The organism is Shewanella subflava (genome assembly GCF_025971955.1).
In the GTDB taxonomy this organism is placed as follows: Bacteria; Pseudomonadota; Gammaproteobacteria; order Enterobacterales; family Shewanellaceae; genus Shewanella; species Shewanella subflava.
On record NZ_JAPDMX010000001.1, the window covers coordinates 43,133 to 58,823 of the forward strand.

The window sequence follows — 15,691 nt, forward strand, 5'->3', positions numbered from 1 at the left end:
GTCCTCTTTATCAATAGGGTGAAGTGAGCGTCTATGTGACCTGAATACTGGTGGCTTATGAATATCAAAGCACAGCGTAAAAAAGGCTCGGAATTACTGATCAATGTTACTCCTACAGAGGCCAGAGTTGCCTTAGTAGAGCACGGTGTTTTACAAGAGGTGCATATTGAGCGCCGCATGAAGCGAGGCTTAGTCGGTAATATCTATAAAGGTAAAATCAGTCGGGTTTTACCGGGGATGCAGGCCGCATTTGTTGATATTGGTTTAGATAAGGCGGCTTTTTTACATGCTTCGGATATTGTGCCTCACACTGAGTGCGTTGCCGATATCGAAAAAGGCAACTTCGTCGTGCGCGATATCGCAGAGCTGGTTCGTCAAGGCCAAGATATCATGGTGCAAGTGGTTAAAGATCCTCTTGGAACTAAAGGGGCAAGATTAACCACAGACATTACCCTGCCATCGCGTTATTTAGTCTTTATGCCGGGCTCAAGCCATGTTGGCGTATCCCAACGGATTGAATTAGAAGAAGAGCGTGCACGGCTGAAAAAGATCACCCTGCCTTATGTTGATGAAGATGGTGGTTTTATTATTCGTACCGCTGCTGAAAATGTCGGTGAAGATGAATTAGCTCAAGATGCCGCATTTTTACGCCGTGTATGGGCCAAAGTCAGCGAGCGTCGTAAGCGCAAAGGCGCCAGTTTGCTGTACCAAGATCTGGCATTACCCGTCAGAATTATCCGAGATTTTGTCGGCACTGAACTTGATCATATTCAAGTTGATTCCCGTCGCACTTTTGCTGAATTACAACAATTTGCACAAGAATTCATGCCAGAGATTGCGGATAAGATAGAGCACTATGGCGGCCCAGCTCCCATTTTCGAACTTTATGATGTTGAGAATGAAATTCAACGGGCTCTTGGGCGTAAAGTTGAATTAAAATCAGGTGGTTATCTGATTATTGATCAAACCGAAGCCATGACCACGGTCGATATCAATACTGGGGCATTTGTCGGCCATCGCAATCTTGAAGAAACCATTTTTAATACCAATCTTGAAGCCACTCAAGCCATCGCAAGACAGTTAAGGTTACGTAATCTTGGCGGGATTATCATTATCGACTTTATAGATATGCTCGAAAGCGATCATAAAGCGCGTGTGCTAGAAAGCCTCAACGGCGCATTAGCATTAGACAGAGTTAAAACCAGCGTGAGCGGTTTCTCTGGGCTTGGTTTAGTCGAAATGACCCGAAAGCGCACCCGTGAAAGCTTAGAACATGTTGTGTGTGGTGAATGTCCAGCCTGTTTAGGTACGGGTACAATGAAAACCATTGAAACCGTGTCCTATGAGATTTTTCGTGAGATTATTCGTTTAAATCGCGCCTATAAAGCCGATGAGTTTTTATTATATTGCTCTCCTGCGGTATACATGAGTTTAAGTGGTGATGAAAGCCACTTACTCGCGGAGTTAGAAGTGTATATTGGTAAGCGAATTCGATTACAAAACGAAACCATGTATGCACAAAATAAATACGATGTGGTGATGATGTAGTGTCCTCAAAACGGCTGACAACGATAGGTCGCATCTTGTTACAAGCACTTGCAATTTTGTTGGTGCTTTTTGCGCTTGGCGTCAGTTTAATCAGGGGCTTATTACCCCACATGCCAGAGATCAGGCATGATATATTAGCTTATGTAGAAAACCGATATGGGGTGACCTTAGAAATTGGCGAAATATCGGCAAAATGGCAGGCTTACGGTCCATCGTTAACCGTCAAAAATTTAGTTTTACCGCCTCAAACACATTTGCCAGTGACGCTGATTAGCGAACAAGTGCATGTCAAACTCGACTTCTGGCAATCGTTGCTAGCGCTATCACCACAAATCGAAACCGTCAGTTTCGATAAGGTGCATTTAGCGATTAATTTAGATCAATTGCCCAATAAAAACGCGGTTGAAGAGGAGGTTGAAGCCATAGCCGATGCCAACGGTTCTTCGCCCTCGAAAAAAAATGTCGACTGGTTATACGCCTTACTATTGGAGCAACTGGAACATTTTTCTATCAATGATGTTTCAGTGCAATTGTTTAGCTCGCAACATGACTTTCACCCCATCTATTTAGAAAACTTTGTTTGGCTTAATCAAGAGGGTAAGCATCAGGGGCAAGGTTCTGTGTTTATCGACCAAAAAGTGTCAGCGAAAGAGTCGTTATCATTACAAATTGCTTTAACTGGCAATGGTTATCAGGCGGACACAATTCGTGGTGATATTTATGTCGTTGCAGATGATTTAGATTTAGGTGAGTGGGCATCAAGACGAAAAAATCCATTGATTAACCAAGATAAAATCGCCTTTGAAGGTGTGGTTAATTTAGAGGCATGGCTTAAATTTGAACACCGAAGCATTCAAGATGGCTTGCTGACCTTTAAGCCCAGTTGGTTGCAATGGCGCGACACGACTGCCGCCGCCAAAAATGCATTAAGCTCATCATCAGCCTTGCCGAATACGTCAGTGAATGATGCGACAAAAACAACCCCACTTCCCGCCACTGACATGCAGCGGTTTAGTATTCAATCGGGAGTATTTACTTGGCAAACAAGCCAAGCAGGCTGGCAGCTTAAAAGTCATGATGTTGTTATTGAATCTAATCATCAAGCATGGCCGGAATTATCGTTATCATTAGCCTACCAAAATGAGCAATTTTTTGGGCAGATCAATCAGATTAATACGCAAATGCTGGCACCATTATTACCGCTGATCCCCAATCTTGGGCGTGATCATGTGGCCCTGTGGCGTGACGTCAATCTACAGGGAGATATTGGCCCCATTAAAGTTTACAAAGCACAACATCAACCTTGGGTAGCAACCGCTCAATTGAATCAACTTCAGTGGCAACCGATTGCACAAGTGCCGGGATTGAGCCCTATCGACATTCAGTTGTCATGGGTGGATAACATCTTGCTAGTAGCGTTACCTGAGCAGCAATATAACATTGACTTTGCGGGGGGATTTAATCAGCCATTACAACTGACAGGAGAAGCATTATTAGCCCGTTTTGACTTTAACGACATGCGGCTATTGGCCCCTAATATTCATTTTTTCAACCAAGACATTAATTTGCAAGCGGCCTTAAATATGCACTTTGTCGATCAACCCGATATGGCCCTTGCGGCTAATATGGATATCTATAATGTGGCTAAAGCCCGTAATTACTTTCCACTCATGGCGATGTCTCCAGGCTTAGTTGATTACTTAACCTTAGGCTTACAGGCAGGTAGCATTCATCAGGCTAATATCCTTTGGCGAGGAGCATTTAACCGTTATCCCTACACCGATTTTGATGGCGTTTTTCAGGCAGAGTTTACGATTGAGCAAGGACTGTTTAAGTTCCAACCTGATTGGCCCGCGGTGAAGCAACTGGACTTGCACGCCTTGTTTGAAAATAAACTGATGGACTTAACCATCAACAGCGGCAATTTAGACCGTGTGAAGGTCGATGGCGCAAGGGTTTGGATCCCCGAATTAGGCGCAAAATCTTTATTAAGGGTGACGGCCGATTTGAACACCGATGCTAAGGCCGCCACCCAAGTGATCAATGCATCGCCATTGCGCCAAAGTGTCGGTGACACCTTAGCTGTAGTACAAGTCAGTAAAGACATTAGCACTCAGCTAGATTTAACCATTCCACTTTATTACGACGAGAAACCTGTGATTAAAGGCACAGTGAATTTTGATAACAATCCCGTCTACATTACCAAACCCGGTATTCAACTTAGTCGCGTGAAAGGGGCAATTAGCTTTAATAATCATTTGGTTTCTGGGCAAAAATTACATGCCAAATTATTCGATCAAGATTTTACATTCAGTTTTGCCACCAAAGAGCGCAGCCAGCAGCAGGTGTTAGATGTCGATTTGGCTGGTCACTTTGATATTGGTCAGTTACCGCCAGCATTCAGCACACCTTTGAGTGACTATTACCAAGGTAACTTTGACTGGCAAGGACATTTAATGATGATGTTCGGTGAACAAGGTTATAGTTTTCGCGCCCAAGCGGAGAGTGATTTGCGGGGGGTCAGTTTTTCTCTTCCTGTGCCATACACTAAATCAGTGGATGAAATTAAACCGCTTTCAGTCGAGGTGATGGGTGATAATAAGCAAGCTTCATTGAGCGTAAAGCTTGCAGAACAGGCCGAATTTTGGGGTGGCTTTGGCAATAATGATGCAAACCACCTGCAGTTTTATGAGTTAATGCTGGGGCGTAAGTTTAAATCAGGCGATAGCTTAGTGAAGCAAGATGGGCGTATCACTATCGATATGAATCAAGCCATGTTTGCTGAATGGCTACCTATAATTACCCGTTTTACAGAAACCAAAGCAGATACTTCCATCGCGGAGGAAAATCAGCCTGCATCAGTACTCCCTCCGTTGGTAAAGATAAAAGCCAACATCAGTCAATTTAATCTATTGGCGCAAAACTTGACTCAATTTAAGCTTGATGCCGCGCCCAAAAACGATATTTGGCGCTTTAATGTTAACGCCGATCAATTTGTTGGAAGAGTCGACTTCTATAAAAGCTGGCGTGAACAGGGGCTGAAAATTGTGGCAGATAAACTGCATTTATCGCCTCAAGTAAACTCAGATTCCAATGAGGATATTAGTCCAGACTCCCTGATAGATAGCATGCCGCCTTTAGCGATAGATGTGGATGATTTTAAAGTATATGACATGCAGTTGGGGCATCTAGAAATGCAAGCAACGCCTTATGCTGAAGGATATCGTTTCCAAACAATCTCTTTATCACATCCTTCGTCAAATGTTAGCGCACAAGCAAAAGGCGTATGGCGTAAGACTGACGATAACACCCTGACCCAGTTTGATGTCAGTTTAAAAGCGGATAAATTCGATGAGTTAGCTAACATGTTGGGAATTAACCCTGGTTTAAAAGATGCTCCGCTGAAGCTCGATGGGGATTTATCATGGCAAGGCGCCCCCTATAATTTTTCGCTAAAAACCCTTGATGGCAAGTTAAAATTTGATTTTGGTAAAGGGCATTTATCTGAAATTAGCGATAAAGGTGCGCGAATCTTTTCTTTATTCAGCTTAGATTCTATTTTGCGAAAATTGTCCTTTGATTTTTCGGATGTGTTTGGTTCAGGTTTATATTTTGACAGTTTTCAGGGTAATTTGCAGATTACAAACGGTGTGGTCAAAACCACCGACACGGAAATGGATACCGTAGCAGGCGATATGAAAGTGCGAGGTTATACCGACTTAACCACCCAGAGTTTAAATTATGATGTACGTTTTCTGCCGCAACTTGCGTCGAGTGTGCCAACTGTGGTGTTTTTAAGTACCAGTGCGTGGACCCTAGGGATTGGAGCGTTTGCGCTGACAAAAGTATTAGAGCCAGTGATTGAAGTTATCTCTGAAATTCGTTTTAGAATTACGGGCACCATGGCTAACCCTGAAATTCAAGAATTGGAACGTAAAAGCAAAGAGATTGAAATTCCTGAATCAATTCTTCGTGAAAAAGGGGTTTTACCCGCAACAGATGGCCAAGATAATAAGCCAAATGACTCACCGCCATCGACCAAAGGTGAACCTCAAAAGTCATCAGCAACTCCACAGGAAACGGGCAATATTAACCTGAGTTATCTACAACACGTGAAAAAGGACCGTCATGCAAGTCAGTTTGTTACAGTGCCAAAGCAGTCGCGACGTTCAGGCGAATTTAGCGTATATCGAAACGCAGCTTAAACAATTACCCAGACAAATTAATCAGGCGCAAATGGTGGTGCTTCCTGAATGCTGTTTGCTGTTTGGTGGTCATGAATCGCAACAGTTGCAATATGCTGGCATTGAGGACGAAGGTGAGCTGAAACACGCTTTAGCCACGTTAGCACAGCGTTACCAAGTGTATATGGTAGCAGGGACTATTCCGATGCGCGCGGATGACCATAGGGTATTTAGTCGTAGTTACTTGTTCAGCGATACAGGGGTAACGCTTGGGTCTTACGATAAATTACACCTATTTGATGTAGATGTGGCAGATGGCACAAAAACCTATCGAGAAAGTGATACTTTCCACCCCGGTTTGCGTATCACGGTAGTGGATACCCCGTTTGGTAAAGTGGGTTTAGCGATTTGTTATGATATTCGTTTTCCAGATTTATTTCGGGCGCTACGCCTTGCTGGAGCTGAGATCATTGCCTTACCATCCGCCTTTACCAAAGTGACAGGCGAGGCGCATTGGCAGGTGTTATTACAGGCCAGAGCGATTGAAACTCAATGTTATGTTCTCGGCGCTGGACAGTGGGGACAACATAATCAAGGCAGCCGTGAAACTTGGGGACACAGTATGATTGTCGACCCATGGGGCAAGGTAATTGCTGAACGCCCTGAAGGATTAGGTTGGGTACAAGCAGAAATAGATTTACAACAAATTGCAAAAATTCGCCAACAAATGCCCGTGTTAGGGCATAATCGTTTTATTGAACCCATGCTTGCAAACTAGTAACTGTGGGCTGATTAGATTGAATAAAGAGAATATTAATGCCTTTTTTATCGCAAGTTGAGCAAAGCTTATTTCAAGGTGGATTAACATTAGATGGCCTGCAAGATTATTTAGCCATTATCCACCAACATCAAATTGACTTCTCTGATCTGTATTTTCAAGGTAGCCGCCATGAGTCCTGGGTGCTGGAAGATGGCATTATCAAAGAAGGTAGCTTCCACATTGAACGCGGTGTCGGCGTACGTGCGATTACAGGTGAAAAAACCGGCTTTGCCTACGCAGATGAAATTACGCCTGCGGCGTTAGACGCAGCGGCCAGAGCAGCCAGAGGTATTGCGTTAGCGGGTGAGCAACATAAAGTTAAAGCGTTTAGTCGGACAAAAAACAGTCCGTTATATGACAGCGCCGATCCGATTGCAGCAATGGATGAAGTGAAAAAAATCGAGCTATTAAAACAAACTGATGCTTATATTCGAAGCTTAGATAGCCGAGTGATTCAAGTGGTCGTCAGCTTATCAGGCGTACATGAAGAAATTCTTGTCGCTGCTAGCGATGGTACCTTGGCGGCAGATGTGCGGCCTTTAGTCCGTTTTAATTGCAGTGTTATTTTAGAAGAAAATGGCAAGCGAGAACGTGGCAGTGCTGGTGGTGGCGGACGTCATGACTACAGCTTCTTTTTAACCACGGATGATAGCGGTTTACCGCACAGTTTTGAGTTTGCCCGTGAAGCGGTTCGCCAAGCACAAGTGAATATTCATGCGGTAGATGCGCCTGCTGGTGAAATGACCGTGGTGTTAGGTCATGGATGGCCTGGGGTACTGTTACATGAAGCAGTAGGCCATGGTTTAGAAGGTGACTTTAACCGCAAAGGCAGCAGTGCATTCAGTGGTAAAGTGGGGCAATCTGTGGCTTCAAGCCTAGTGACAGTGGTTGATGATGGCACCATGCCAAATCGTCGCGGCTCACTCAGTATTGATGATGAAGGCGTGCCTGCGCAAAAGACGACCTTAATTGAAAACGGCATTTTAAAAGGCTATATGCAAGACAAACTCAATGCGCGTTTAATGGGGCAGGCATCAACCGGTAACGGTCGCCGTGAATCCTATGCCCATTTACCTATGCCGCGAATGACCAATACCTACATGGAGGCTGGCCAATCAGACCCTGGCGAAATCATCAAGTCAGTGAAAAAAGGCATTTATGCGCCAAACTTTGGTGGCGGGCAAGTGGATATTACCTCTGGGAAATTTGTTTTTTCGGCATCTGAAGCGTATTTAATTGAAAACGGTGAAGTTACCCAAGCCATCAAAGGCGCCACGTTAATTGGCAATGGTCCAGAAGCAATGAGCCAAATATCTATGGTTGGTAATGATCTGGCTTTAGATAAAGGCGTGGGTGTTTGCGGTAAAGATGGCCAAAGCGTCCCTGTGGGTGTCGGCCAGCCAACGTTGAAAATTGATAAACTCACCGTGGGCGGCACAGCATAAGTGATCGACATTCAGCTTAGGCCAATAGAGCCTAAGCTGAAAAAATTTTGTGATAACAGACCCCCTTGATCAAGGCTAATATTGATTTGAGTCTGATATATTGTCTGGGTAATTAAACGTAAGTCATTTATACTTCAGACAACATTAGAGTTAAAACTCTATTTACGGTGGTGGCATGGAAATATCGTTTAATCGACAAGGTTTAAATCTAACGTTACAGCAAACCAAACAGGCATTAATACGCTGTTTAATTGCGCCAATATCACTCTGTTGTGTGTTCATTGCGCCCACTGTGTATGCTGACACGCAAACTGCACAATATAGCCAACCCGCTTCTTCGTTGACCTTTGCTCAAGCTTGGCAACAGTTACAACAGGTTAGTGATAAATTCAAAGCGGAAACTCAGCAAGTTAATCGTGCTCAAGCAGAGCAAGAGGCCAGTCATTCGCTAAGCTACCCTGCGCTTGATATTGCAGGCAGTTATACGCACCTTGAAAAGCCCATTGAACTTGATTTACGTGATTTAAACCCGTTAGCTGCGATAGATCCTAGCGCCTTGCCGCCTCAATTAGGTCAAGCGCTTGCTGCAATTCCAGGCTCAATGTTTGTGACGCCTTTTACGGAACAAGATGTTTTTCGCGCGAGTTTACAAGCCATGTGGCCTATTTACACTGGCGGCAGAATATCGGCAGCTCAAGGGATAAAAGCCGCGCAAGTGGCTGAAAAACAGCAAGAGCTTGCTTTAGTACAACGAGATTTATTCACCTTATTAGTCGATAGATACTATGCGGTAACCGTTACACGAGTGTTAACCGAGACTCAGCAGCAACTGGTTGATTCATTGACCGTTCATGCCAGTCATGCCGAAAAACTAGAGCGTGAAGGCCAAATCGCAACCGTTGAGCGTTTAAATGCACAAGTGGCATTAGAAAATGCCAAGGTTTCACAACGCAGTGCCAGCCGCCAATTCGAAATGGCATCCCTTGCGTTAAGCCGCATGTTACAAGCAAGTCATGTAGAGCCCTTATCTCCGTTATTCATGTTAGAACACCAGCCAGCATTAGGGCCATTAAGCCAGTTGACTATGACACAACATCCCGCCTTAAAACTGTTGGAAGCAAAAGAGTTACAAGCTAAAGGACTGGTTGATTTAGAAAAGGGTGGGCATTACCCAACTGTGTTTTTATACGGTAATTACACCTTATATGAAGATGACAGTTTGTTTTCTCAAATTGAGCCAAATTGGATGGTAGGTGTTGGGGTAAAAGTGCCATTACTCAGTCGAGATGGTCATAGTGGTAAAGTCAAAGCGGCTAAAAGTGCCTTACTTCAGGCGCGTCATACTAAGGCGCAAACCCAGCAAGATTTAGGCTTGTTAGTTGAGCAAAGTTATCGACAACTGTTACAAGCCCATGAAGAAGTAGCAGCATTGAATACTTCATTAGCGTTAGCAACTGAGAATTTACGCTTGCGTGAATTAGCTTTTAATCAAGGCTTATCTACCTCAGTTGATCGCGTGGATGCCGAGTTAAAGCTAAACGCCGTTAAAACGCAGCAATTGGGTGCTCAGTACCGTTATTTACAAGCCTATGCCAAGTTAATGGCAATCAGTGGTCAGTTAGATGAGTTTATTGGACGAACACAGCAGGAGAATTTACATGCAAGCGAATAAAATCTTAGCCGTGTTAGCGGTAATCATTTTGGCTATGGTTTTAGCTTATGGTGTTAATTTAGCGTTTACACCTAAACCGGTATTTTTACAGGGACAGATTGAAGCCCGTGAATACAATATTTCATCTAAAGTGCCTGGTCGCATTGAGCAGGTGATGGTGCGTAAAGGCGATAAAGTGGCCGTTGATGACATTTTATTTGTTATAAATAGCCCTGAGCTAGACGCCAAACTGATGCAGGCAGAGGGCGGCCGTGATGCTGCGAAAGCGTTGCAGCAGGAAGCTGATAATGGCGCCAGACAACAGCAAATCACCGCCTCGAAAGAACAATGGTTAAAAGCGAAAGCCGCTACCGATTTAATGCAAAAAACCTATCAACGTATTGAAAATTTGTTTAATGAAGGTGTGGTGCCGCGCCAAAAGCGTGATGAGGTTTACACCCAATGGCAAGCGGCAAAATATACTGATCAAGCTGCTTTTGCTATGTACCAAATGGCACAAGAAGGCGCCCGAGTTGAAACCAAAGCAGCAGCCGAAGGCAATGCCAGAATGGCAGAAGGTGCTGTAAAAGAGGTCAGTGCGATTTTAGCCGATAGCCAAATGCGCTCACCTAAAAATGCGGAAGTCAGTGAAGTGCTATTGCAAGCAGGTGAACTGGCGCCCAGTGGTTTTCCTGTGGTTAGCCTGATTGATATGTCAGATGCTTGGGCGGTGATGCAAGTGCGTGAAGATCAATTAGCGCAGTTTAAACAAGGTACTGTGGTAACGTTACGCTTACCTGCATTAGATCAAACCGCAGAGTTTACCGTGGAGCACGTTAGTGTGATGGGAAACTTTGCCACTTGGCGCTCAACCGAAAGTGGTCATGATTTTGATATGCGCACCTTTGAGGTGTTATTGCATCCTAATCAACCCATTGCCGATTTACGTGTTGGTATGTCGGTATTGTATCTTCCAGATGCAGCATAAGTGCAACGATGACTGTCAAACAGCGCTGTCTCTCTGAGCTAACTCAACTTTGGCGTTCACCATGGCAACTTGCTATGGTGAGCTATATTCCTTTAATAAGCATGCTGTGTTTGTGGTGGTTGTTCAGTGCAGGTTTACCAAGACAACTTCCAGTTGCCGTGGTCGATCAGGACAACAGCCAGGTGTCGCGTATGTTGACGCGAAACTTACAAGCAAACTCGGTGATTTCGCCGCAATCTTACGCCAATTTGGCCACAGCTGAAGCCGATATGCGTCAGGCAAAGGTGTACGCCTTAGTGGTGTTTCCTGTTGGCATGAATAAAGACTTAATTACCGCCAATAAACCTTTGATAGATATCCGTTATAACAGTCAGTTTTTATTAGTGGGCAAGCTGTTATCTAGTCAAATTCAGCTGAGTTTAGGCAATGGTTTAGTCACACTCGGTGCCAAAAAACTCTTGCTTAGCGGCACCCATAGCGAAAGTCTTGCTGCCAGTTTATCCCCAGTCACCAGTCAAACCACTGCGCTGTTTAATCGCAACAACAACTACGTAGGATTTTTAGTCCCACCAGTATTGATAGCCTTATGGCAAATACTCTCGGTATTTGTGTTTATGAACTCACTGAATGCCGAGTTAAAGCCCGCTGAGGGTAAGCCCAAGTTAGCCGCTGATTTTTGGCAATCCGTAATAGCAAAAGTACTCGTACTCACCCCAATAATGTTAGTGCATGGCAGCTTTATTTTGGTGTGGTTATACCTTTATTTAGCTTTACCAATAGCAGGCTCGATGGGCTTATTGCTGATTGCTCAGTTAGCGATGTTGATAATACTGTGGGTCATTGCCTGTTTTATTTTTTTGATAATAAGAGAAAAAGCCAGTTGTATTAGTATTTGTACGGCCTTGTTCGCCCCCGCATTTGCCTTTATGGGGATCACCTTTCCAGTCAATGATATGCCATTATTAGCCCAGTGGTGGCGCTTAATTATGCCATCGAGTCATTACATCGACTCCCATGTGGGTATTGTCAGTTATGGCGAAGCCTTACCACAACTGTTGACTCAGCTAGGATCGTATTGGATTTTTCTACCACTGATCCCACTTATTTTTATATTCAGCCGTTTTGCTGTTGAGCGTTCTTCCATTGAACCTGAGGGAGGGCAATGATGACGTTATGGCAACTAATGTGGCGTGATTTAAAATCGATACTTTCTGATAAAGACTTGGTACTGACGATTTTTGGTGCGGTATTATTTTATTCAGTGTTATATCCACTGCCATACCTACATCAGGTGCCGACCGAACAGAACATAGTGGTTGTTGATCATGACCATTCATCATTAAGTCGGCGGGTGATCCGCCATGCTGATGCCAGTGCGAAAATCAGGGTGCAGGCGGTACTGCCCAGTGTAGATGAAGCGCAGCTATGGATCACCTCAGGTGAAGCACACGGTTTACTGGTTATTCCTGAAGGGTTTCGACGTAACTTGTTATTAGGTAAAGGAGCTACATTAAGTTACGGTGGTGATGCCAGTTATTTTTTAATTTATTCTGCTGTCGTTGAAGGTTTAGTTAGCGCGGGTATGGACGCCAGTAAGCAAATTCAAATGGTGGGGCTGTTAGCGCGCGGTCAAACGGCTGCACAAGTTGAAAAGTCTTTAGATTCAATCACCATCAACTCAGTACCTGCATTTAATCCCAGCTTAGGTTACACGCCATATGTGGTACCAGGGTTATTCCTATTGATATTACATCAAACTATGCTGATAGGCATTTGTATATTGGGTGCCAGTCAGTGGCGAAAATCAGGTTATTGGCAGTCGGTGTCACCGCTTTTACTTGTGTCAGCACGAGTGCTGACCTTTAGCAGTATTTATGCGGTTTTAGCGACATTCTATCTAGGTTATTGTTATTATTTTTATGATGTGAGTGTGTTAGCGACAATCTCTGAAGTCAGTTTATTTATGCTGCCGTTTATTCTCGCCACCGCCGCATTAGGCACGGCCATCAGCAGTCTGTTTGTGCGTCGAGACTTGCCCACGCAGTTCTTTTTATTGATTTCTATGCCAATATTGTTTGTGGCAGGGTTTGTATGGCCGTTGGCATTAATTCCTGAGCCATTAGTGCTGTTGTCACAAATTATTCCAGCTGTGCCGGCGATTAGTGGCATGTTAAATCTAAATCAAATGGGGAGTGGTTGGTTGGCTGTTTTGCCGCAATGGCTCCAGCTTTGGGCTTTGTTTGTGGTGTTTAGCGGCTTGGCTTTAGTAGGGATTAAATACCGTCAACAGCAATCATTAGCCAATCGCCATCTCACCGAATAATTGGCATTAACAACACACTTTGCCAAGACCATTATTTGACGTTTGTTTGTCGTTGGGCATAGCCAATTGAGCACTCAGGTTTTGTCGACAGCAATGGTTTGCCCTGCGTCTGCATAGGTAGTCATATGTATTTACATGCATCAAACCACCGCCAAGAAAAAGCCCACAAAAGTGGGCTTTAAAGTCTCAGTTGCCTTATAAACGTTTCATTATATCGGGCTAATCTATAGCAGTGTCACATTAAAGCGGGTCTCAGTTTTTACGCCGCTTGGTGTAGTGACGGTTACTGTTACGGTACTTATACCCGCAGTGCCGGTGTTTTCTAAGGTGAATGACGTGCTTGTACCGCCAGACTGGGTGCGATTCGGAACCGTGTAAGTATTAAATAACAAACTGCCCTCGGTCGCAGTTACCGTTACAGTACTATTGGCGGGTAATATTTGGTTTGCGCCATCGGTTAAGCGCACAACAAACGTTGAACGATCATTGGTAGCAATGGGGGTGACATTACTAAAATCAGTGACTAAATCAGTACCGTCCTGGTTAAACCGCATAACCGCGGTTGAGCCTGACATAGTGAGGACAAACGCTTTTCGAATATAGGTTTTGTTAGCTTGACCCGTACCGCAGCTGCCGTCGCTGCGTGAACATTGTGGGCCATTAAATTTAGCGTCGGGGCCACCGTAGCTATTAGCAGCCGTGGCACTAAAAAACTTTTCTCCAGTGCTATAAATGCCTGTTTCATCATCATCTCTATAAGCATCGCCTAAATCGATAAACCCATTAGGATGGTAGGTATCGATATCCATGCCGTTGCCACTACAGGCAATAGGAGTATTGTTGGCGCCTAAACAGCCTAAGGCGATAGCGTTACCGTCGGCATCACCAAACATGTTATCGCCATCGGTATCAAAGAAGGTTTCATGGCCTAGGGCGTAAGCTAAAATGGTTACTCGGTGGTCTGATACTCGTGGATTAGCAGATGTCCAGGTGACATTACAGGTGCCGTTTAATGTTGTACATGAAGGTTGTATTTGGCCGCCTTCAGCGGTGAAGTTAACCACAGTGTCATCCGGTGCAGGATTACCAAAACTGTCTGAAGCATAAATGGAAATCGTGACCGTTTCGCCATTTTTATTTCCTGCTTCAGGATTGAAGGTTGAAGGTGAAATACTAAAACCTAATTGTTGCGGCAATCCGGTATTGACGGTCAATTGCTCCGACTGGCTGGTAATCACATCCGTGGTATCTTTGTCCGTAGCTGTTGCTACCACCCTTACTGGTGTTGGTACCGTACCTGATAACACTCGCACACTGACTAACCCTTGTGCATTGGTGATGCTGCTATCTGTTGGTTTACCGTTGGCAAATGCTAAGCCTCCAATAACCGTGTCCAGCGTGAAGTTAACGGTTTGCTGTGCAGTAGGTTGACCGTTGGCACTGGTTACCCTAAAAGTCACTAGTGAGGACTCACTTGAGCCGGTTCCGCCAGCGCCTTTAATGCGAATTTGATTCGGCTCGGCTGAGATAAAGCTTAAACTTGCCAAGGTTTGACGGCTTAAGGTGAAGGCTAAATTAGCCGTTAATGCTGTGGTACCCACCGTTGCGGTTGCAATAATTTGATCGCTACGTTCACTGTTACCGCTGCAACTGGTATCTGAGAATGTCGCACCTGCTGTGCCAGACAATGTCGTGACTGGCGAGTCTAAACTGGCTTTGTTGTTGGCGGAGCAATCTGAACTAAAAGTCACGCTGGTTGGTGTTTGTAAGCGGGTATAAGTGCCGTCATTATTATCGGTTACTATGGTAGCTGTTACGCCAAATGTACCGCCAGCACTGAGTTTGTAGTCACCATTATCCAGAGGTAAGGTGGTGGCTAGCTCGTTTTCATAAAATTCTGTTTCAGACACCCAACGTCCCATTTTAAACAAACCAACAGGGGCGATGTCGTCGGCTGATAAGACTTCGTAAAAGCTAGATTGAGTGACTTCTTTACCTTGATAATTTGTACTCACTACTAAGGTGCTGGCACCTAATTCGGTTACGGTCGGAGTATAGGCAACAATGGCTTTGCCATCACTGTTGGTTAATGCCGTTGCGGGAGACAAACTGGCGCTACCCGCAGAAAAGCTCACTAATTGGTTGGCAATACCTTGATTGCTACTATCTAATAAGGTGGCTTGAAGTTGTACTGCTTCATCGACTTTAAATCGGGTTACCGTTCCGGTTGCATTATGAATGCTAGCGGTAATGGTTGCGGACTCGATTGGGGTAGCAGGATCAAGTGCCAGAAACTCGAAGTTACGACTGGCACTGACGGGGTCGCTATTGACCGGATTATATTGAACGGTTAACTCTCCCGCATTGGCAACGGATGAGCTAATAACAGCAGTGGCTAGACCGTTGCTGTCGGTTAATTTTGAGGCGGGAGCTGCATCGCCAAAGGGCAATACAAAGTCCACCACTTGCCCTGTCACTAAGGTGTTACCATTTTTTAATGTGGCCACTGCACAAAACTGTTCATTTAAATAAAAGGATTGTTGGCTAGTGGCCTGAGTACATTGTCCGTCTACTATGGCTTGAAAGCTTAAGCTGATAGTGTAATTAGCATCGGGTGTTTCTGGTTCAGTTCCATCAGCGGCGCCATTGCAACCACTGAGTAGTAAAGCTGAAGCAAACACTAATGAAATACTACGATTCAATGTCATTATTTGCATGGGTAACATCCTAGT

Annotated in this window: 9 protein-coding genes; 8 read left to right on the forward strand and 1 reads right to left on the reverse strand. The window is 44.6% G+C overall.

What is annotated here, in order from left to right; genetic code table 11:
* Positions 1 to 57 precede the first annotated feature (57 nt).
* From rng to OHT75_RS00230, 8 genes are all read left to right on the forward strand, one after another.
* The gene (rng, locus tag OHT75_RS00195; protein WP_264724335.1) at positions 58 to 1,548 is read left to right on the forward strand and encodes a ribonuclease G; all 1,491 of its coding nucleotides are present in this window, start codon (positions 58 to 60) and stop codon (positions 1,546 to 1,548) included.
* Positions 1,548 to 5,753, forward strand: coding sequence for a YhdP family protein (locus tag OHT75_RS00200; protein WP_264724336.1), 4,206 nt, complete (start codon positions 1,548 to 1,550; stop codon positions 5,751 to 5,753). Before rng ends, OHT75_RS00200 begins: the two co-directional genes overlap by 1 nt.
* Positions 5,677 to 6,510: a carbon-nitrogen hydrolase family protein gene (locus tag OHT75_RS00205; RefSeq protein WP_264724337.1), complete on the forward strand. Its 834-nt coding sequence runs from the start codon at positions 5,677 to 5,679 to the stop codon at positions 6,508 to 6,510. Before OHT75_RS00200 ends, OHT75_RS00205 begins: the two co-directional genes overlap by 77 nt.
* Before the next feature lie 38 nt (positions 6,511 to 6,548).
* On the forward strand, positions 6,549 to 7,997 hold the full coding sequence (gene tldD, locus OHT75_RS00210) for a metalloprotease TldD (protein ID WP_264724338.1): 1,449 nt from the start codon (positions 6,549 to 6,551) through the stop codon (positions 7,995 to 7,997).
* Positions 7,998 to 8,172: 175 nt separating this feature from the next.
* Positions 8,173 to 9,669, forward strand: coding sequence for a TolC family protein (locus OHT75_RS00215; RefSeq protein ID WP_264724339.1), 1,497 nt, complete (start codon positions 8,173 to 8,175; stop codon positions 9,667 to 9,669).
* The gene (locus OHT75_RS00220; RefSeq protein WP_264724341.1) at positions 9,656 to 10,636 is read left to right on the forward strand and encodes an HlyD family secretion protein; all 981 of its coding nucleotides are present in this window, start codon (positions 9,656 to 9,658) and stop codon (positions 10,634 to 10,636) included. The genes OHT75_RS00215 and OHT75_RS00220 overlap by 14 nt, the downstream gene beginning before the upstream one ends.
* Positions 10,637 to 10,644: 8 nt before the next feature.
* A complete protein-coding gene (locus tag OHT75_RS00225) occupies positions 10,645 to 11,802 on the forward strand; it encodes an ABC transporter permease (RefSeq protein ID WP_264724342.1) in 1,158 nt (385 codons plus the stop codon).
* Complete coding sequence (locus OHT75_RS00230) at positions 11,802 to 12,959, forward strand: ABC transporter permease (protein ID WP_264724422.1); 1,158 nt, start codon at positions 11,802 to 11,804, stop codon at positions 12,957 to 12,959. Before OHT75_RS00225 ends, OHT75_RS00230 begins: the two co-directional genes overlap by 1 nt.
* A 224-nt stretch (positions 12,960 to 13,183) precedes the next feature.
* Here OHT75_RS00230 and OHT75_RS00235 read toward each other — a convergent pair whose 3' ends face one another.
* Complete coding sequence (locus tag OHT75_RS00235; protein ID WP_264724423.1) at positions 13,184 to 15,667, reverse strand: Ig-like domain-containing protein; 2,484 nt, start codon at positions 15,665 to 15,667, stop codon at positions 13,184 to 13,186.
* Positions 15,668 to 15,691: the final 24 nt, after the last annotated feature.